Consider the following 19,673-nt stretch of genomic DNA (forward strand, 5'->3'; position numbering starts at 1 on the left):
CGGATCGCCTCGGGCTTTGCTGCGCGATTCTACAGGGCTTTGCCGAAGGTCGCAGGAAAGGCTGTCAGATCCACCCGCGAAGCGCGGCGATGGCGATGGCGCCGGCCTTGTTGGCGGCATTGGTCTTGGTGATCACGCTGCGGATATGGAAATTCACCGTGCTCTGCGACAGTGAAAGGATGCAGGCGACATCGGCGGCAGTCTTGCCGGCGGCCGACCACTTGAGCACCTCCAGCTCCCGCTCGCTCATCTTCGGTTGCGGTGGACACAACGCATTCAGGTGGTGCTCAGCGAGCACCGCATGCAAGGTTTGACACAGCCAAAGGACACTCGCGCCTTTTTCATAGAGTTCATGGATGCCAATCGGTTTCGAGTGCCTGGCAACGCTCAGCTGGCTTTCGTTGTGCTGCAGGTCATGCACCGATTGTGTCCAACCATGGCGCAAGCCGTGAAGGCAGGCAGCCTCACGAAACTGAGGGGCCTCACGATACAGCTCGTCAGTCCAGAGGACAGGCAAGTTCGAGTTGTGGCTCAGCGCTGTTATGGGGTCTTGCTTGTGGAAGTCATCGCACTGACAGCGTGCGATCCATTCATTCGGGTAGTTGCTATAGAGGTACAGCTTGGGCGTTTGTGTAGCGATCTGTATGCGAATCTTGAGGCCGACCGACTCCATGTCGAGGTCCTGCGCCAGATGCACTGCCAGATTGAACAGGCGAGAGGGATTGCGCTCGGTGGCCAGCTCATGAAGATGCTCAGGCTTCCAGTTAAGCATCGGTCGCACTCCCTAGGGGTGTAGAAGGATCCAATCCATTTGCGTACGGGAGGATTGTAGGAAAAGTCCGAGCGTCATGTTCGGATTTTTTTGTTATAGCGATCAGGTTTCTCTGCGAACTTGGCATGATCGTCTGGCTGAGGCCCTACAATCCAGCGGTTTTTATCCGGCCCGCTTTGCGCGACACTGGGCCCACGCCAACCATGGAGCCCGACATGACCGCCAGCGCCGACAAGTTCACCCGCCAGACCCTGCTCGATGTGCAGCCGCTGACCCCCAGCCTGTTCAGCTTGCGGGTGACGCGTGACCCAGGCTTTCGTTTTCGCTCCGGCCAGTTTGCACGGCTGGGCGTGACCAAGGCTGACGGCAGTGTGGTGTGGCGTGCCTACTCGATGGTCAGCGCACCCCATGACGAGTTTCTCGATTTTTTCTCGATCGTGGTGCCGGGCGGCGAGTTCACCAGGGAACTGAGCCGGCTGAAGGAGGGCGACTCGTTGTTGATCGATCGCCAGGCTTTCGGCTACCTCACACTGGACCGTTTCGTCGGTGGTCGCGACCTGTGGTTGTTGGCCACCGGCACTGGCATTGCGCCATTCATGTCGATCCTGCAGGACTTTGAAGCCTGGGAGCGTTTCGACAACATCAAGCTGGTGTATTCCGTGCGCGAGGCGAAGGAACTGGCTTATCTGGATGAAATCGCCGGGTTGGAGCAGCGTGACTACCTGGCCGAGCACGCCGGCAAGTTGCAGTTCATTCCGGTGGTGACCCGCGAACAGCACCCAGGCGCATTGAATGCGCGTATTACCACGCTGATCGAAAACGGCGAACTGGAGAAGGCTGCGGGGCTGGAGCTGTCTACCGAGCACTCGCGCATCATGCTGTGCGGCAACCCAGAGATGATCGACGAGACACGCAAGGTGCTCAAGGCGCGGGATCTGCAACTGAGCCTGAGCAAGCGCCCAGGCCAGGTTGCGGTGGAAAATTATTGGTGAGCGACAAGCCGTAAGCTTGCCGCTTGCCGCTGTTCAAGGCAACCGATTCTGGTTCTGCGACTTGAGCAGATCGCGAATCTCGGTCAGCAAAGTTTCCTCGGCGCTCGGCACTGGCGGCGCGGACGGCGCCACGGCTTCTTCACGCTTGAGGCGGTTGATCGCCTTCACGCCCATGAAGATGGCGAAGGCCACGATCACGAAGTCGATGACTGTCTGAATGAACTTGCCATAGGCCAGCACCACCGCCGGTACATCGCCCTCGGCGGCTTTCAGGGTGACAGCCAGGTCACTGAAGTCGACACCACCGATGATAAGGCCCAGTGGCGGCATGATCACATCGCCCACGAAGGACGAGACGATCTTGCCGAACGCGGCGCCGATGATGATACCTACCGCCATATCGACGACATTTCCCTTGACCGCGAAGGCCTTGAACTCACTGAGCATGCCCATGCTTGATTCCTTGTAACAAATGGTTAGGTAAACGCAGTGTAAGCCACTAAAACGCGTCATGCGTTGCATTCAGGCCTACTGACTTCGGCTGCGACGAATAGTTTTGTCGCATCCCAAGGCGTTCGAGGCACGTCCCGCTCGGCTATCATGGCGGTTTTTTCCAGGAGACCGAGTCCATGGCCAAGGCCAAGCGCTTGTATGGCTGCACCGAGTGCGGCGCGACCTTCCCCAAATGGGCCGGACAGTGCGGCGAATGTGGGGCCTGGAACACCTTGGTCGAAACCATGATCGAAAGCGGCGGTGCAGCCGCACCCAGCGGCCGCACGGGTTGGGCCGGGCAGCAGGCTCAAATCAAGACCCTGGCCGAAGTCAGCGTCGAGGAAATCCCGCGTTTTACCACCAGCAGCGCTGAGTTGGACCGCGTACTGGGTGGTGGCCTGGTGGACGGCTCCGTGGTGTTGATCGGCGGTGACCCGGGTATCGGCAAGTCGACCATTTTGCTGCAGACCCTGTGCAACATCGCAACCGGCATGCCTGCGCTGTACGTCACTGGCGAAGAGTCCCAGCAGCAGGTGGCCATGCGCTCACGCCGCCTGGGGTTGCCGCAGGACCAGTTGAAGGTGATGACCGAGACCTGCATCGAGACGATCATCGCCACCGCACGTGTGGAAAAACCTCGGGTGATGGTGATCGACTCGATCCAGACCATTTTCACCGAGCAATTGCAGTCGGCCCCCGGCGGCGTGGCTCAGGTGCGCGAGAGCGCGGCGCTGCTGGTGCGCTACGCCAAGCAGAGCGGCACGGCGATCTTCCTGGTCGGTCACGTCACCAAGGAAGGCTCGCTGGCCGGGCCGCGGGTGCTGGAACACATGGTCGACACCGTGCTGTATTTCGAAGGTGAGTCCGATGGCCGCTTGCGTTTGTTGCGAGCGGTGAAGAACCGTTTTGGCGCGGTCAACGAGCTGGGCGTGTTCGGCATGACCGACCGTGGTCTGAAGGAGGTCTCCAACCCCTCGGCGATTTTCCTCAACAGAGCCCAGGAAGAGGTGCCGGGCAGCGTGGTGATGGCCACCTGGGAAGGCACCCGGCCGATGCTGGTTGAGGTACAGGCGTTGGTCGATGACAGCCATCTGTCCAACCCGCGTCGAGTCACCCTGGGCCTGGATCAGAACCGCCTGGCGATGTTGCTGGCGGTGTTGCACCGTCACGGTGGTATTCCAACGCACGATCAGGATGTTTTCCTTAACGTCGTGGGTGGGGTCAAGGTGCTGGAGACGGCCTCTGACCTGGCCTTGCTGGCGGCAGTGATGTCCAGCTTGCGTAATCGCCCGCTGGCCCATGGCTTGCTGGTGTTTGGGGAAATCGGCCTGTCTGGCGAGGTGCGCCCGGTGCCCAGTGGCCAGGAGCGCCTGAAAGAGGCGGCCAAGCATGGCTTCAAGCGCGCCATCGTGCCCAAGGGCAATGCACCGAAGGAAGCGCCGGCGGGGTTGCAGATCATTGCGGTTACGCGCCTGGAGCAGGCGTTGGATGCATTGTTCGAGTGATGTTTAGCCTGTTCTGGCCTCTTCGCGGGTAAACCCGCTCCCACAGGATCACCAGCGTCCGGAAGACTGCTCGATCCCTGTGGGAGCGGGTTTACCCGCGAAGAGGACAGACCAGGCAAACGAAAAGGGGAGCCGACGATGCGCATCAGCTCCCCTCATTACCGCTCAGTCAGCGGTCAATGCTCTGCGACCGGCGTGCGCCTGGGTGCGGCATTGCCATGCTCATCCAGCTCCATCACCGGCACTTCGTTACCCTCGGCATCGAACAGCTTGCCATCCTTGAAGTAATCGCCATCACGCAGCGCCGAGATGTCCGAGTACTGGATGGTGCGCTCGTAGGCCGCAGCGAATACCGACTGCTGGTCCGAGTTGCCCGCCGTAAAATGGTTGAAGATCAGGTTCAGCAGAATGGCCATGATGGCGGCCGAGCTGATGCCGGAGTGGAAGATGGTCTCGAACCAGTTCGGGAAGTGGTGATAGAAGGTCGGTGCTGCGATCGGGATCATGCCGAAGCCCAGCGAGGCGGCGACGATGATCAGGTTCACGTTGTTCTTGTAGTTGACCTTCGACAGGGTACGGATACCACTGGCCGCCACGGTGCCGAACAACACGATACCCGCGCCACCCAGCACCGGCGTCGGTACTGCGGCAATCACCCGGCCCATGATCGGCAGCAGGCCGAGCACCACCAGGATCACACCACCGGTGGCCACGACATAACGGCTCTTGACCCCGGTAACGGCCACCAGGCCGACGTTCTGGGCGAAGGCACTCTGGGTGAACGAGCCAAAGATCGGCGCCAGGATGCTCGAAGCCATGTCGGCACGCAGGCCATTGCCCAGGCGCTTGGAGTCGACCTTGGTGTCGATGATCTCACCCACCGCGAGAATGTCGGCCGAGGTCTCCACCAGGGTCACCATGATCACGATGCACATCGACAGGATCGCGGCGATGTGGAATTCCGGCATGCCGAAATGGAAGGGCGTCGGGAAGGCGAACATCGGGCCTTGGGTGACCTTGCTGAAGTCGGTCATGCCCAGTCCCCAGGCGATCAGGGTGCCGATGACCATGGCCAGCAGGATCGACAGGCGCGAGATGGTCGCGCTGCCCAACTTGCTCAGCAGCAGGACGATGGCGAAGGTCAGCGCTGCCAGGCCGATGTTGGCCACGCTGCCGAACTCCGGCGAGGCGCTGTTGCCGCCCATCACCCAACGTGCCGCTACGGGCATCAGGGTCAGGCCGATGGTGGTGATGACGATGCCGGTGACCAGCGGTGGGAAGAACTTGGTGATGCGCGAGAACACTGGGGTGATCAGAAAGCCGATCAGCGACGCCGCCATGACCGCGCCCAGCACGCCCGGCAGGCCACCACCGCCTTCACTGCTGAGAATTGCCCCCATGGTGGCCACGCCCGCGAACGAGACCCCCTGAACCAAGGGCAGCTGACAACCGAAGAACGGCAAGCCCAGCGTTTGCAACAATGTGGCCAGGCCACCGGCGAACAGCGAGGCGGCGATCAGCATGCCGATTTCGGCACCATTCAGGCCTGCAGCCTGCCCAAGTATCAGGGGTACCGCGACGATCCCTCCATACATGGTCAGCACATGCTGCAGACCATAGGCCAGGTTGGCACCAAGACCGAGGTTTTCGTCCTCGGGGCGTTTGGCGGGAGACGTGCTAGGGGACGACGTAGTCATGGAGCAGGCTCTCTGTTTATTGTTGTGCGACTACTGTAGACATTTCCTACAAAGTATTGCCACAACAATTGTATACAATTTTTTGATTGGAGCAGAAACACAGGTGCCCGCAAGGGGCACATTCCGTGAATGCAGAATGCGTTCCAACTTGTGAAAAGCTGTGTCAGAGAGGTGTGTACAAAATGTCGGAAGCCCAGCTGAAAGCTGTCTGTGTAGACAAGAAACGCGAAGTGGGAACTACGATAGCTAGCTAAGAGATTTCATTATTCGATGAGTTCGCGCAGTTCACGCATCATTTCGGTGCTGTCGGCCACGTTGAGTTCCACAAGACGGTGCAGATGGGTCAGCGATTCAATATCGATATAGAGGCAGACGAAGCCGAGGCGGGTGGGTTCTTCGTGGCGTAGTTCCACCTGCATCTGCACAAGATTTTCCGGGTCGAGTTCGATGATTGCATCGAAATCCTGGGTCAGGTCGGCATCCCAGGGTTTGGGGCATTCGATCAGCAGGCCCTTGAGCGACAAATCGATCAGTTTTACCGGCCAACGGCGATCGCCCTGGCGCAGTTCGGTGGGGGCATCGAAGTCGATGCGCTGAAAGCGGCGGCGTTCGTCGTGTTCGCTCATGGTGAAAGCCCTCGAGGGTTCAACCTGACTATAGTTATTCCTGTAGAGAAATCAGCTGTCACAAACTGGCCGCAGAGGCTCTAGGCCAAAGCAGGTATGGCAATGCGCGATGACACGCCCTAGACTCGATGGGCGGTCTTTTCCAATCCACCAGCTGGAAGCAAACCATGAACAACAATAATAGCCTGCTACGCCACATTCCGTGGTTGGCGCTGGCAGTCATAGGCGCCTGCGCGCTGGGCGTGGTTGCCCTGCGTCGCGGCGAGGCGATCAACGCCTTGTGGATCGTGGTCGCGGCAGTGGCCATCTACCTGGTCGCCTATCGCTACTACAGCCTGTTCATCGCCACCAAGGTGATGCAACTCGACCCCCGGCGGGCCACCCCGGCGGTACTCAACAACGACGGCCTGGACTACGTCCCGACCAACAAGCACATTCTTTTCGGTCACCACTTCGCCGCCATCGCTGGTGCAGGCCCCTTGGTCGGCCCGGTTCTGGCTGCGCAAATGGGCTATTTGCCCGGCACGCTGTGGCTGATTGCCGGCGTGGTGCTGGCCGGTGCGGTGCAGGACTTCATGGTCCTGTTCCTGTCCACCCGCCGCAACGGTCGCTCGCTGGGCGACATGGTGCGCGAGGAGATGGGCCGCATTCCTGGGACCATCGCCCTGTTCGGTTGCTTCCTGATCATGATCATCATCCTCGCGGTGCTGGCGCTGATCGTGGTCAAGGCCCTGGCCGAAAGCCCATGGGGCATGTTCACGGTGATGGCGACCATCCCGATCGCGATGTTCATGGGCATCTACATGCGCTACATCCGCCCGGGCCACATCGGCGAGATCTCGGTCATCGGCGTAGTCCTGCTGCTGGCGTCGATCTGGCTGGGGGGCCAGATTGCCGCAGATCCGGTCTGGGGCCCGGCGTTCACCTTCACCGGCGTGCAGATCACCTGGATGCTGGTGGGCTATGGCTTCGTCGCGGCCGTGCTGCCTGTCTGGCTGGTGCTGGCACCGCGTGACTACCTGTCGACCTTCCTCAAGATCGGCACCATCGTCGGCCTGGCCATCGGTATCCTGATCATCGCGCCCGAGCTGAAAATGCCAGCGCTGACCCAGTTCACCGACGGTACCGGCCCTGTGTGGAAGGGCACCCTGTTCCCGTTCCTGTTCATCACCATCGCCTGTGGCGCGGTGTCCGGTTTCCACGCGCTGATCTCCTCGGGGACCACGCCCAAGCTGCTGGACAACGAAACCAACGCCCGTTACATCGGCTACGGCGGCATGCTGATGGAGTCGTTCGTCGCCATCATGGCCATGGTCGCCGCTTCGGTGATCGAGCCGGGTGTGTACTTCGCCATGAACAGCCCGGCCGCAGTGGTCGGTGCCGACGTCGCTACGGTGGCGCAAACGGTCAGCAGCTGGGGCTTCATGATTACCCCCGAGCAGCTGGAAGCCACTGCTCGTGACATTGGCGAACACACCGTCCTGGCCCGTGCCGGTGGTGCGCCGACCCTGGCGGTGGGTATTGCGCAGATCCTGCACCAGGTGCTGCCGGGTGAGAACACCATGGCCTTCTGGTACCACTTCGCGATCCTGTTCGAAGCGCTATTCATCCTCACCGCGGTGGACGCCGGTACCCGTGCTGGCCGCTTCATGCTGCAGGACCTGCTGGGCAGCTTCGTGCCAGCCCTGAAGCGCACCGAGTCGTGGACCGCCAACCTGATCGGCACCGCAGGCTGTGTGGCGCTGTGGGGTTACCTGCTGTACCAGGGCGTGATCGACCCGCTGGGTGGCATCAACACCCTGTGGCCGCTGTTCGGCATCTCCAACCAGATGCTGGCCGGTATCGCCCTGATGCTGGGCACCGTGGTGCTGATCAAGATGAAGCGCCAGCGCTACGTCTGGGTCACCCTGCTGCCGGCTGTGTGGCTGCTGATCTGCACCACCACCGCAGGCCTGATCAAGCTGTTCGACCCGAACCCGGCAGTCGGCTTCCTGGCCCTGGCCAAGAAGTACAGCACTGCTCTGGACGCTGGCCAGGTACTGGCCCCGGCCAAGGACATCGGCCAGATGCAGCATGTGATCTTCAACGCCTACACCAACGCCGGCCTGACCGTGCTGTTCCTGCTGGTGGTGTTCAGCGTGCTGTTCTTCGCCATCAAGGTCGGCTTCGCCGCCCTGGGTCGCAAGGAACGCACCGACAAGGAAACCCCGTTCCAGGCTCTGCCTGACGCTTAACCCAAGAGGAATGCCGTGATGTTCAACGACCTGGGTCGACTGGGTAAGTACCTGGGGCAGGCAGCCCGCCTGATGGTCGGCATGCCCGACTACGACAACTATGTCGAGCACATGCAGACCAAGCACCCGGACAAGCCGGTGATGACGTACGAGGAGTTCTTCCGGGAACGCCAGGAGGCGCGTTACGGCGGCAAGTCCGGACCCAAGTGCTGTTGAACATCGACCTCTGCTAGCTTGTCCCGGCCTCATCGCCGGCAAGCTGGCTCCTACAGGATCTGCGCTGTACCTGTGGGAGCCGGCTTGCCGGCGATGAGGCCGCTGTTTTTTCCGCCAAGGAGATATTCCGCGTGCAAACGCCGATTCCCGTTACCGTGCTGACCGGCTTTCTCGGTGCCGGCAAGACCACCTTGCTCAAGTACATGCTAAAGGCCGAGCACGGCCTGAAGATTGCCGTGATCGAGAACGAATTCAGCGAGGCCGGCATCGACAGCCAGCTGCTGGGTGACGAACCCGTGCAGGTCATGACCTTGGCCAATGGCTGCGTGTGCTGCAGCATCCACGGTGACCTCACCCGCGCCCTGTACCTGTTGCTCGAACGCCTGGATGCCGGCGAAATCGCCTTCGACCGCCTGGTGATCGAGTGTACCGGCCTGGCCGACCCGGCCCCCGTGGCCCAGACCTTCTTCATCGACGAGGAACTGCGTGATCGCTACATCCTCGACGGCATCATCACCCTGGTCGACGCCGCCCACGCCGACGTGCACCTGACCCAGGCCATCGCCCAGGCACAGGTCGGTTTTGCCGACCGCCTGCTGCTGAGCAAGACCGACCTGGTCGAACCGGCGACAGTGGAGGCGCTGCGCGAGCGACTGGCGCGCATCAACGGCCGGGCATCCATCCGGGTGGTGGAGCATGGCCGCATCGACCTGGCCGAGCTGCTCGATGTGCGAGGCTTCAACCTCAACCCCGATCTTGGCGGCAGCCTGAAAGCAACCCTGCGCCCGGTGCTCAAACCCGCCACCCCGGACCGTATCTCGACCCTGGTGCTGCGCACCGAAACACCGCTGGACATCGACCGGCTCAGTGACTTCATGAACGCGTTGCTGGAAGACCACGGCAAGCAGTTGCTGCGCTACAAAGGCGTGCTGAACATCGCAGGTGAGTCGCGCCGCCTGGTGTTCCAGGGCGTACTCAAGCTCTATGGTTTCGACTGGGATGCCGAGTGGGCCGAGGGTGAAGCACGTGAGAGCGTGATGGTGTTCATTGCCGATGAGCTGCCGGAGGAGACGATTCGGGCAGGCTTCGAGGCGTTGAGCGCGCATTGACCCGAGGCGCCTGTGCATCGAACCACTGCGGCCACGAACTGTGATGGCGGCTTTGGACTTCGATGCACGGGATCAGCCGCTCGCTCAGCACCGCAGTTTGCGCCACGGCCTTGGCGGTGCGGTATTTCACGCTGTGGATGCACTCGCGGTCGCCGAATTCGCAGCGGTTGAGCGAGGTGCCGCCGCATGGGCCGTTGGCCAGCCCCTTGGGGCAGGTCTCCGGGCAGATGTAGAGCGTGTCTTCCAGGCGGCAGCGGCCGCAGGTGTCGCAGCCCAGCAGCGGGCGTTTGACGCTGCGCTCCAGGCGATGCAGCAGTTGTGCGCCTTTGGCACTTTGCCAAAGCGGCAGGCGGACGGCCCAGCCGAAGGCCTTGCTCAACAGGTTCTGGCGGTTGAACAGCAGCGCATGCATGCCATGCAGAAGGTGGTAGCGTGCCGTTTCGCGGCGTGAGGCAGTGATTCTCGACTCACCGAGGCGCCAGTTGCTTTCCGGGGGGTGGAAACTCACCGCTGGCAGGCCAGGCATCTGCCAGCTGGCGTTCCAGGCCGGCGTCCACTGTTCAAGCGAGTGAATGCACGCCTGCCAGTGATCGATGCGCTGCTCCAGTTCAAGCAACTGCTTGAGTTCATGAATGCCCGACAGGTGTACTCCGGCGTACCCCATCAACTTCACCCCGATGATCTGCAGGGCCAGGCGGTCGACGCTGCGTGCCTGGGCATAGGCTTTGGACACGGCCGTTTCGGCTTCGAGCATGGCGCGCATCGAGGGCGTGACGATAACCCCCGCCACATGGTCGAGCATCGTGGCACGCCCGTGGGTGAGGCTCATCAGGCAGGCCAGTAGTGGTTTTGGGGAGGCCTGACGGCTCATCCAGCGCACCGCTTCCTGGTGTTTGCTGGCATCGAAGCCAAGCTGCAAGGTGAGGAAGTCGGCCCCCGCAGCAAGTTTCTTCTCGGCCTTGAGGTATTGCGCGCCGCCTTCTTCCTCGCGGTATTTGAATGGGTTGAGGGCCGCACCGAGCAACCAGTGAGGGCAGGCCTGGCGGGCAATCTGCAAGGCGGCAACCGATTCCAGGTAGCGGACTGGGCGTTCGCCGGGCTGATGGCCTGGCAGGCGGTCGCCAGTGAGCAGCAGCAATTGATCGAGGCCGGCGGCGTCCATGCGTTGCAACTGGGCAAGCAGGTGGTGGCGTTCACGGTCCTTGCCGGAGAAGTGGGGCAGGGCAGGGACAGGCGTGCTGAAGCTGGACAAGGCATCCAGGGGCGAGAGGTCCAGCGGGCTGCCGACGCGGTCGCCAATCGCCACGGTCATGGGCCAGCCACACAGGTGCGCGCGGGCCATGATCGCTTCCATGGCAGCAAAGCGTTGCGCGGAGGGCTTGGGAACGAACTCCATGACGCAGACGAAGGTGTTTTCGCGCAGCGCCGTTTTCAGCAGGCTCATGGGGTCACCTGGTTGGGGCAGGGGCACATTGTGCGGCAGGCAGGGGGCAGGGCCATGTCTGAATGCGCAGGGAATTGTTTCGAACGAGACAAAGCCCGACACCGCCCGCGTAGCAGCCGGCTTGCCGGCGATGTGGCCAGTTCAAACAGCACAATTAGCCAATCATGAACAAATCTTGAGTTCATCTCAAATTTAATGAGTTTGTCTCAAGATAGCCCTTGCCTGAAAATTCCCTCATTCACTTATGCATTCTGAGGGACAAGACATGGCACTGGCACACAACCTGGGCTTCCCGCGTATCGGCCGCGATCGCGAACTGAAAAAAGCCCAGGAGGCCTTCTGGAAAGGCGAGCTGGACGAAACCGGCCTGCGCGCCGTAGGCCGTCAGCTGCGTGCCAGCCACTGGCAGCTGCAGAAGGATGCCGGCATCGACCTGCTGCCGGTCGGCGACTTCGCCTGGTACGACCAGGTCCTCACTCACTCGCTGACTTTCGGCGTGATTCCCGAGCGCTTCCGTGGGCACGGCGGTGCCAAGCCGACCCTGCAGACCCTGTTCGCCATGGCCCGAGGCGCCGTAGCGAGCGGCCACGGTGAAAGCTGCTGCGGCGGTGCCCACGCCCAGGAAATGACGAAGTGGTTCGACACCAACTACCACTATCTGGTCCCTGAATTCACTGTCGACCAACAGTTCGCCCTGAGCTGGGAGCAGTTGTTCGAAGAAGTCGAGGAGGCCAGGGCCTTGGGCCATGCGGTCAAGCCGGTGGTGATCGGCCCGCTGACCTATCTGTGGCTTGGCAAGACCAAGGGTATCGACTTCGACAAGCTGGACCTGCTCGACCGTCTGCTGCCGCTCTACGATGAAATCTTCAACCGTTTGGCCGCCCAAGGCGTGGAATGGGTGCAGATCGACGAGCCGATCCTGGTGCTGGACTTGCCACAGGAATGGAAGAACGCCTACGAGCGCGTCTACAACATCCTGCAACGCGCACCGTTGAAGAAACTGATCGCCACCTACTTCGGTGGGCTGGAAGAAAACCTTGGCCTGGCCGCCAACCTGCCGGTCGACGGCCTGCACATCGACCTGGTACGTGCGCCTGACCAATACCCGACCATCCTCGACCGCCTGCCCACCTACAAAGTCTTGTCGCTGGGGCTAGTGAACGGGCGCAATGTCTGGGCCTGCGATCTGGAAAAAGCCCTTGCTTTGCTGCAGCACGCCGCGGAACGCCTGGGCGATCGCCTGTGGGTTGCGCCATCCTGCTCGCTGCTGCACAGCCCGGTCGACCTGGCCCGTGAAGACAAGCTCGATGCCGAGCTCAAGAGCTGGTTGGCCTTCGCCGTGCAGAAGTGCCAGGAAGTGGCCGTGCTGACCAAGGCGGTCAACGAGCCAACGGCCGCGGACGTGGTTGCTGCCCTGGAGCGCAGCCGCGCAATCCAGGCCGGCCGCGCTGCTTCGCCGCGCATCCACAAACCAGCGGTGCAGGCCCGTCTGGCGGCTATCAAGCCTGCCGACAGTCAGCGTCAATCGGCCTTCGAGCAACGTATCGCCAAACAGCGTGCAGGCCTGGACCTGCCGGCCTACCCGACCACGACCATCGGTTCGTTCCCGCAGACATCGGCGATCCGTCTGGCCCGACAGTCATTCAAGCAGGGCAAGCTGACCGAGTCCGAGTACATCGAAGCGATGCAGAGCGAGATCCGTCATGCCGTGCAGATCCAGGAAAACCTGGGCCTGGATGTGTTGGTACACGGTGAGGCCGAGCGCAACGACATGGTCGAGTATTTCGCCGAGCAGTTGGACGGCTATGTGTTCACTCGCTTCGGCTGGGTACAGAGCTACGGTTCGCGCTGCGTGAAACCGGCCGTCATCTTCGGCGACCTGAGCCGCCCGAAGGCCATGACCGTGGGCTGGATCAAGTACGCCCAAGGCCTCACCGACAAGGTGATGAAGGGTATGTTGACTGGCCCGGTGACCATGCTGATGTGGTCCTTCCCCCGCGAAGACGTGAGCCGCGAAGTGCAGGCCCGCCAACTGGCCCTGGCCATTCGCGACGAGGTGGTCGACCTTGAGGCCGCCGGCATCAAGATCGTGCAGATCGACGAAGCGGCGTTCCGCGAAGGCTTGCCGCTACGTCGCAGTGCCTGGGCGGCTTACCTGGAGTGGGCGACCGAGGCTTTCCGCCTGTGCGCTTCGGGTGTGCGGGATGAGACCCAGATCCACACCCACATGTGCTACAGCGAGTTCAATGACGTGATCGAGTCGATCGCCGCCATGGACGCGGACGTGATCACCATCGAGACATCGCGTTCGGACATGGAGCTGCTGGAAGCCTTCGAGAAGTTCGATTACCCGAACGAAATCGGCCCAGGTGTGTATGACATCCACTCGCCGCGGGTGCCAAGCCGTGAAGAGATGGTCAAGTTGCTGCGCAAGGCGGCGCAGCGGATTCCGGCCGAACGGCTGTGGGTGAATCCGGACTGTGGGCTGAAGACCCGTGGCTGGCCGGAAACCGAAGCGGCGCTGGTGAATATGGTTGCTGCGGCGCAGGAGCTGCGCAGAACCCTGTAAATCGCGCCAGCCTCTTCGCGGGTAAACCCGCTCCCACAGGAACACCGCAGCTTTCAACAGCTGCGGCGCACCTGTGGGAGCGGGTTTACCCGCGAAAGGGACGGAATTGACCGAACCAGCCCTGAATCAGCGCTCGATTGCCAGGGCAACACCCTGCCCGCCACCAATGCACAAGGTAGCCAGCCCTTTCTTCGCATCGCGCTTGATCATCTCGTGCAGCAACGTCACCAGCACTCGGCAGCCCGACGCGCCAATCGGGTGGCCCAGGGCAATCGCCCCGCCATTGACGTTGACCTTTTCGGCATCCCACTCCAGCGCCTTGCCCACCGCCAATGCCTGTGCCGCGAACGCCTCGTTGGCCTCGATCAGGTCCAGATCGGCCAGCTGCCAGCCGGCCTTGTCCAGGCAACGCTGGGTGGCGGACACCGGGCCAATGCCCATGATCGCCGGGTCCACGCCCGCGCTGGCGTAGGCGGTGATCTTCGCCAGTACCGGCAGGCCCAGGGACTGGGCTTTGCTGGCGCTCATCAGCAGTACGGCGGCGGCGCCGTCATTGAGGCTGGAGGCGTTGCCGGCGGTCACGCTGCCGTCCTTCTTGAACGCAGGGCGCAACTTGGCCAGGGAGTCTGCGGTGGTGTCGGGACGTGGTTGCTCGTCACGGTCGAAGACCTTGGGGTCACCTTTTTTCTGCGGCAGCACGATCGGGGTGATCTCGTCCTGGAAGCGCCCAGACTCGATGGCGGCCACGGCCTTGCGCTGGGATTCGGCGGCGAAGGCGTCCTGCTGTTCACGGCTGAGGCCGTACTTGTCCACCAGGTTTTCGGCGGTGATGCCCATGTGGTAGTCGTTGAACGCATCCCACAGGCCATCGGTGATCATGCTGTCGATCAGCTGGCCATGGCCCATGCGCTGGCCGGTGCGGGCCGACGGCATGACATAGGGCGCCAGGCTCATGTTCTCCTGGCCGCCGGCAATCACCACTTCTGCATCGCCACAGCGAATCGCCTGGGCGGCCAGGTGCAGGGCCTTCAGGCCCGAGCCGCACACCTTGTTCAGGGTCAGCGCCGGCACGCTGTAGGGCAGGCCGGCCTTGATCGCAGCCTGACGGGCAGGGTTCTGGCCTGCGCCGGCCGTGAGCACCTGGCCGAGGATTACTTCGTCGACCTGGGCCGGGTCAAGCTGGGTTTGTGCCAGCAGCTGCTTGATCACGGCCGCGCCAAGGTCGACGGCGGACACGTTGGCCAAGGCGCCCTGGAAGCTGCCGATGGCGGTGCGGGTTGCGGCGACGATTACCACGTCGTTCATCTTGTTGTTCTCCGGGCAAGGGGGCGCCGGGCAGGCGCATTACCGCCAGCATCGGTGGGTTGGGTTCATTTGTTAAGTTTGTTTTTCTTTGGCATTCATATGAAAAACAAATGAGTGTTTGGCGTTGAGAATGGGCCTCATCACGTGGAACGGCAGGCTAAGCTTGTGAGGCTTGGCCACGCATCGTGCAGTATCACTCAACACACTGGAGCCCAATGCCATGCGTACCCTCGTCGTCCTCACCCTGCTAATCGGCAGCAGCAGTGCCTTCGCCGCCACCCAGTGCACCACCGCTGATCGCAGTACCTGGCAAGATCAGGAAAAGTTTCAGGCTCATTTGGACGAGCAGGGTTACACGATCAACAAGTTCAAGGTCACCAAAGGCAACTGCTACGAGATCTACGGCCTCGACAAGGACGGGCGCAAGGTCGAGATTTACTATGACCCGGTCTCGGGCAAGGCGGTGAAGACCGAGTACGAGGACAAGGAAGAGTCCAAGTCGAGCTACTGAGGTCTGCCTTCGCCAACGCGAGTTGGATCACACGGCGGGGCATTGATGGGTTACGCAGTGAATGCCCCCGCCACCCGCCGCAATCGCGTCGATGTCCAACTGCACGATGTCTCGCCGCGGATACAACTGCGCGAGCAATGCCCGCGCTTTCTCGTCCGCTTGTGAATCCCCGAATTGCGGGGCGATGACCGCGCCGTTGATCACGAAATAGTTGATATAGCCGGCCGCGAAGTCCGGGTTGCCCTTGCTGAATCTGTTGCGCCGGCCCTTCGTTGGCGGTGACACCACATGGACCTGCAACCGACGGCCTTCGGCATCGGTGGCTTGCTTGAGAATGCCCAGGTGTTTTCGAGTGACCTCGTAGTCGTAGGAGTCGGGGTCGTTGTCCAGGTTGGCAATCACCACGCCCGGTCGTACGAAGCGGGCATAGAAGTCCACATGCCCGTCAGTGATGTCCTCGCCCGCGATGCCCGGAAGCCAGATCACCGTGTTCAAGCCAAGGCGTTCCTTGAGTTCGGCCTCCACCTCGCTCTTGCTCCAGCCTTTGTTGCGGTTGGCGTTGACCCAGCTGCTCTCGGTCATGATGCCGGTACCGTGGCCGTCCACTTCGATCGCGCCGCCTTCACCCACCAGTTCGCTGCGTTGATACCGCGCGTTCGCCAGAGCGGCCACCCGCTTGGCCATCTGGGCATCGTTGCGGTGGCGTTGCTTGTTGCCCCAGCCATTGAAGTTGAAGTCCACCGCGGCCAGGGCGCCGTCATCGTCGACGACGAAGTTGGCGCCGATGTCGCGCATCCAGATATCGTCCAGCTCGCAGGTCACGAACTGGGTGTTGTGGTTGCCGCAGTGCCGCATGGCCAGCTCACGTTCGCTGGCACGGCAGAACACGGTGACAGGCTGGTAGCGGGCGATGGCCTGGGCGATTCGACCGAGAGCGGCCTGCACGTCGGTGGTGAAGTCCTCCCAGATTGCGTCCTGGGCGCCGAAGGCAATGAACGCACGCTGCTGCGGCTCGCCCTCGTCGGGCATGAACCAGCGCCCCGGCTCATTGGCCCTCGCCAGGCCCAGCGGTAGCCCGAAGCCGGCCCCAAGGCCTGCGGCCAATGACAGTTGCAGAAAGGTTCTACGGCTTGGCATGTCTCAGTCCTGTGCGGTCTTGAAGCGTGTCCACACCCGCATGCGCGCGCGCATGTCGGCCTGGGGGATATCCCGGCCCGGAATCAGCCGGGCATAGGTGGCTTCGTCGAGGTAGATGTCGGGGTTGTCGCGCATGTGCGGGTCCACCGCCAGGCGGGCTTTGGCACTGGCCGTCGGGTAGCCGGTGAAGTTGCTGATCGCGGCCATGTTTTCCGGGCGCATGACGAAGTTGATGAAACGATAGGCGTACTCGGGGTGCTTGGCATCGGCAGGTATGGCCATGGTGTCCATCCACACCGTGGTGCCCTGGCGGGGGACGCGGTACTGGAAGTCCAGGGCCTTGCCGGCGGCGCTGGCGGTGCGCTGGGCTTGAATCACGTCGCCGCTGTAACCCAGCGACAGGCACAGGTTCTCGTTCACCAGCTCGGTCACTGGCTGGGACTGGAACTTGCGGATGTAAGGCCGTACCGCCTTGAGCAGTTCGCTGGCTGCGGCCAGGTCTTCACGCTTGGCGCTGCGCGGCTCGCGGCCCAGGTAGTTGAGGACTACGGCCAGTACTTCGTCGGGCGAGTCGATGATCGAGATGCCGCAGTCGGCGAACTTGGCCGCCAGCTCGGGTTTGAACAGCAGGTCGAGGTTGTCCAGCTGGGCATCGGGCATGCGCTGGCGCACCTTGTCGGCGTTCGATGTCAGGCCGATGGTGCCCCAGGTGTAAGGCACCGTGGCCTGGCTGGCCTTGGGGTATTGCGCGTGAAGCTTGCGCAAGCCGGGTTCGACATCGTCGAGCGCTTCCAGGCGGCTGTGGTCCAGCGGTTGCAGGCTGCCGGCCCGCATCAACCGCTCGGCCACGGTGTCGCCGGGGAATACCAAGTCATAGCCGCTGCGCCCGGACATCAACTTGGCCTCGAGCACTTCGCTGCCGTCCATGACGTCGTAGATCACCTGAATGCCAGTCTCGGCGGTGAACTGTTTGAGCGTGTCTTCGGCGAAATAGTCGGCCCAGTTGTACAAGCGCAGGGTTGGCTGTTCTGCCTGGGCCTGGCTGGTGCCGATCGCCAGGGCCAGTGCAGCCAGAAGTGGCAGTTTCATGCTCGGGCCCTCGCGATGTGTGGGTGGCTGCCGTCCAGGGTGAGCAGCGGCGCGTACATTTCCGGGCGGCGGTCACGGTAGACGCCCCAGCTCAGGCGGTCCTCGCGCATGCGCGCAAGGTCCAGGTCGTGCAGCCAGATGCCTGTGCTGTTGCGGTCGGCTTCGGCAAGCAGGGCACCTTTGTGGTCGCAGATGAACGATGAACCGTAGAACTGCATGCTCAACGTTTCATCGCTGCCAGCGACTTCCTGGCCGACACGGTTGGCGGCGACCACGGGCAGCAGGTTGGCGGCGGCATGGCCGCGCATGGCGATCTGCCAGTGGTCGCGCGAGTCCAGTTCGGCGGCGCCGGGCTCGGAGCCGATGGCGGTGGGGAACAGCAGCACTTCAGCCCCCATCAGCGCCAGGCAGCGGGCGGTTTCGGGGAACCACTGGTCCCAGCAGATGCCGATGCCCAGGCGGCCGAAGGCGGTGTCCCAGACCTTGAAACCCGTGTCGCCGGGGCTGAAGTACTCTTTCTCCTGGTAGCCGATGGCGTTGGGGATGTGGGTCTTGCGGTACACGCCAAGCAGCTGGCCATCGGCATCTGCCACAGTCAGCGAGTTGAAGAAGGCATTGCCGGCCCGCTCGAACCAGCTCAGCGGCAGGACCACGCCCAGCTCCCTGGCAAGGGCCGCGAAGCGTTGCAGGATCGGGCTGTGCGGATAGGGCTCGGCAAGTGCCTGGTGCCGGTGGTCCTGCTCGATGCAGAAGTACGGCGTGGCGAACAACTCCTGCAACAGAATGACCTGTGCGCCTTGGGCGGCGGCCTGGCGCACCAGTTGCTCGGCGCGGTTCAGGTTGCCTGGCAGGTTCCAGTCACAGGGCATCTGGGTGGTGGCGATGCGCAGCAGGCTCATGGGCGTACCTCTGGCTGTTGCTGGGTGATGCAGTGGATGCCGCCACCGCCGTGGGCGATGTGGTCGATGCGCACCGGCACGATTTCCCGTCCGGGGAAGGCGTGGGCCAGTTGGTCTGCGGCGGCCTGATCGGCATCGATGCCGTAGGCCGGCATGATGATCGCGCCATTGGCGATGTAGAAGTTGGTGTAGGAGGCGCAGAACACTTCGGCATCCTGATCGACCGCGGCACTGGCTTCGTACAGGTCGAGCAGTTCGAAATGCCGGCCCTGTGCGTCGGTGGCCAGCTCCAGGGCGCGGCGGTTCTCTCGCACCACGTCGGCGTACACCGAACCTTGTTCATGAGTGGCGTCGACCAGCAGCACGCCGGGGCGGGCGAACGCACATACACCGTCGACATGGCCGTCGGTCATGTCTCCGGTGACGTACTGAGGGTCGCCCGGCAGCCAGATGGTCTTGCGAATGCCCAGGTGACGGGCGAAGCACTGCTCGAATTCGGCCTTGCTGATGCCTGGGTTGCGGTTGGGGTTGAGCAGCACCGATTCGGTGGTGATCAGCGTGCCTTCGCCGTCCACATGGATGGCGCCGCCTTCGTTGCACAAGGGCGTGCTGAACCCTTCGAGGCCCAGGTGATCGAGGATGCGTCGGCCGAGGCTGCGGTCGTGAGCATGGTGCGACTTGCCGCCCCAGGCGTTGAAACGCCAGCTCAGGCCCGCCAGGCCATGCTGCGGATGGCACACGAAACTTGGGCCGCTGTCGCGGCACCAGCTATCGTCCACCGCCAGTTCGATCAGTTCGATGTTGGCACCGCACAGGGCGCGAGCGCTGGCCAGTGCAGACGGGTCGACGACCATTTTCACCGGCTCGAAACGGGCGATGGCGGCAGCGACGCGGGCATAGTCACGCTGCACGTCGGCGAGCTGCACATGCCAGCCGCCTTCCCACAGTGCCTGATTGTGCGGCCAGATCATCCAGGTAGCAGCGTGGCGGGCCCATTCGGCGGGCATGCGCCAGCCGCTGTCGAGGGACAGGTCCATAGAGAACTCCGATTTATTAAGGATTTTTATCAACGAAGC

General features: G+C 62.4%; 17 protein-coding genes. 7 read left to right on the forward strand and 10 right to left on the reverse strand.

Features of this window, described 5'->3' with window-relative positions; translation table 11 throughout:
- Positions 1-64: 64 nt before the first annotated feature.
- Positions 65-772 (reverse strand): autoinducer binding domain-containing protein, encoded by a 708-nt coding sequence (locus PspTeo4_RS25665; protein ID WP_322366529.1) that lies wholly within the window; start codon positions 770-772, stop codon positions 65-67.
- 215 nt (positions 773-987) lie between these two features.
- Between PspTeo4_RS25665 and PspTeo4_RS25670 the strand changes: the two genes are divergently transcribed.
- A complete protein-coding gene (locus PspTeo4_RS25670) occupies positions 988-1,764 on the forward strand; it encodes a ferredoxin--NADP reductase (RefSeq protein ID WP_322366531.1) in 777 nt (258 codons plus the stop codon).
- 33 nt (positions 1,765-1,797) lie between these two features.
- On the opposite strand, the gene mscL is transcribed toward PspTeo4_RS25670, so the two are convergent.
- Positions 1,798-2,217 (reverse strand): large-conductance mechanosensitive channel protein MscL, encoded by a 420-nt coding sequence (mscL, locus tag PspTeo4_RS25675; RefSeq protein WP_322366532.1) that lies wholly within the window; start codon positions 2,215-2,217, stop codon positions 1,798-1,800.
- Positions 2,218-2,393: 176 nt separating this feature from the next.
- On the opposite strand from mscL, the gene radA reads away from it, so the two are divergent.
- Positions 2,394-3,761 (forward strand): DNA repair protein RadA, encoded by a 1,368-nt coding sequence (radA, locus tag PspTeo4_RS25680; RefSeq protein ID WP_322366533.1) that lies wholly within the window; start codon positions 2,394-2,396, stop codon positions 3,759-3,761.
- Positions 3,762-3,937: 176 nt separating this feature from the next.
- Here the strand turns inward: radA and PspTeo4_RS25685 are convergent, their stop codons facing one another.
- Complete coding sequence (locus PspTeo4_RS25685; RefSeq protein WP_322366535.1) at positions 3,938-5,458, reverse strand: nucleobase:cation symporter-2 family protein; 1,521 nt, start codon at positions 5,456-5,458, stop codon at positions 3,938-3,940.
- Between the two features lie 263 nt (positions 5,459-5,721).
- The gene (locus PspTeo4_RS25690; protein WP_322366536.1) at positions 5,722-6,084 is read right to left on the reverse strand and encodes a PilZ domain-containing protein; all 363 of its coding nucleotides are present in this window, start codon (positions 6,082-6,084) and stop codon (positions 5,722-5,724) included.
- A 167-nt stretch (positions 6,085-6,251) separates the two neighbouring features.
- Between PspTeo4_RS25690 and PspTeo4_RS25695 the strand changes: the two genes are divergently transcribed.
- The 3 genes from PspTeo4_RS25695 to yjiA all read left to right on the forward strand — a co-directional run bounded on the left by PspTeo4_RS25695 (position 6,252) and on the right by yjiA (position 9,643).
- Positions 6,252-8,318, forward strand: a complete 2,067-nt coding sequence (locus PspTeo4_RS25695) for a carbon starvation CstA family protein (protein ID WP_322366537.1) — start codon at positions 6,252-6,254, stop codon at positions 8,316-8,318.
- Between the two features lie 18 nt (positions 8,319-8,336).
- Positions 8,337-8,534 (forward strand): YbdD/YjiX family protein, encoded by a 198-nt coding sequence (locus tag PspTeo4_RS25700; protein WP_013974210.1) that lies wholly within the window; start codon positions 8,337-8,339, stop codon positions 8,532-8,534.
- 131 nt (positions 8,535-8,665) lie between these two features.
- Entirely contained in the window at positions 8,666-9,643 is a 978-nt protein-coding gene (gene yjiA / locus PspTeo4_RS25705; protein ID WP_322366538.1) for a GTPase, read from the forward strand.
- Here yjiA and PspTeo4_RS25710 read toward each other — a convergent pair.
- A complete protein-coding gene (locus PspTeo4_RS25710; RefSeq protein WP_322366539.1) occupies positions 9,579-11,087 on the reverse strand; it encodes a methylenetetrahydrofolate reductase C-terminal domain-containing protein in 1,509 nt (502 codons plus the stop codon). The genes yjiA and PspTeo4_RS25710 overlap by 65 nt on opposite strands.
- 265 nt (positions 11,088-11,352) lie before the next feature.
- Between PspTeo4_RS25710 and metE the strand changes: the two genes are divergently transcribed.
- The gene (gene metE / locus PspTeo4_RS25715) at positions 11,353-13,656 is read left to right on the forward strand and encodes a 5-methyltetrahydropteroyltriglutamate--homocysteine S-methyltransferase (RefSeq protein ID WP_322366540.1); all 2,304 of its coding nucleotides are present in this window, start codon (positions 11,353-11,355) and stop codon (positions 13,654-13,656) included.
- A 126-nt stretch (positions 13,657-13,782) separates the two neighbouring features.
- Here metE and PspTeo4_RS25720 read toward each other — a convergent pair whose 3' ends face one another.
- The gene (locus tag PspTeo4_RS25720; protein ID WP_322366541.1) at positions 13,783-14,961 is read right to left on the reverse strand and encodes an acetyl-CoA C-acetyltransferase; all 1,179 of its coding nucleotides are present in this window, start codon (positions 14,959-14,961) and stop codon (positions 13,783-13,785) included.
- A 220-nt stretch (positions 14,962-15,181) separates the two neighbouring features.
- On the opposite strand from PspTeo4_RS25720, the gene PspTeo4_RS25725 reads away from it, so the two are divergent.
- Positions 15,182-15,472: a PepSY domain-containing protein gene (locus PspTeo4_RS25725; protein WP_322366542.1), complete on the forward strand. Its 291-nt coding sequence runs from the start codon at positions 15,182-15,184 to the stop codon at positions 15,470-15,472.
- Positions 15,473-15,499: 27 nt separating this feature from the next.
- Here the strand turns inward: PspTeo4_RS25725 and PspTeo4_RS25730 are convergent, their stop codons facing one another.
- The 4 genes from PspTeo4_RS25730 to PspTeo4_RS25745 are packed head-to-tail and all read right to left on the reverse strand — an operon-like array spanning position 15,500 to position 19,634.
- Complete coding sequence (locus tag PspTeo4_RS25730; protein WP_322366543.1) at positions 15,500-16,609, reverse strand: agmatine deiminase family protein; 1,110 nt, start codon at positions 16,607-16,609, stop codon at positions 15,500-15,502.
- A 3-nt stretch (positions 16,610-16,612) separates the two neighbouring features.
- The gene (locus PspTeo4_RS25735; RefSeq protein WP_322366544.1) at positions 16,613-17,698 is read right to left on the reverse strand and encodes an extracellular solute-binding protein; all 1,086 of its coding nucleotides are present in this window, start codon (positions 17,696-17,698) and stop codon (positions 16,613-16,615) included.
- On the reverse strand, positions 17,695-18,597 hold the full coding sequence (aguB, locus tag PspTeo4_RS25740) for an N-carbamoylputrescine amidase (protein ID WP_322366545.1): 903 nt from the start codon (positions 18,595-18,597) through the stop codon (positions 17,695-17,697). Before aguB ends, PspTeo4_RS25735 begins: the two co-directional genes overlap by 4 nt.
- Complete coding sequence (locus PspTeo4_RS25745; RefSeq protein ID WP_322366546.1) at positions 18,594-19,634, reverse strand: agmatine deiminase family protein; 1,041 nt, start codon at positions 19,632-19,634, stop codon at positions 18,594-18,596. The genes aguB and PspTeo4_RS25745 overlap by 4 nt, the downstream gene beginning before the upstream one ends.
- Between the last annotated feature and the right edge of the window lie 39 nt (positions 19,635-19,673).

Source organism: Pseudomonas sp. Teo4 (genome assembly GCF_034387475.1).
Classification (GTDB): domain Bacteria; phylum Pseudomonadota; class Gammaproteobacteria; order Pseudomonadales; family Pseudomonadaceae; genus Aquipseudomonas.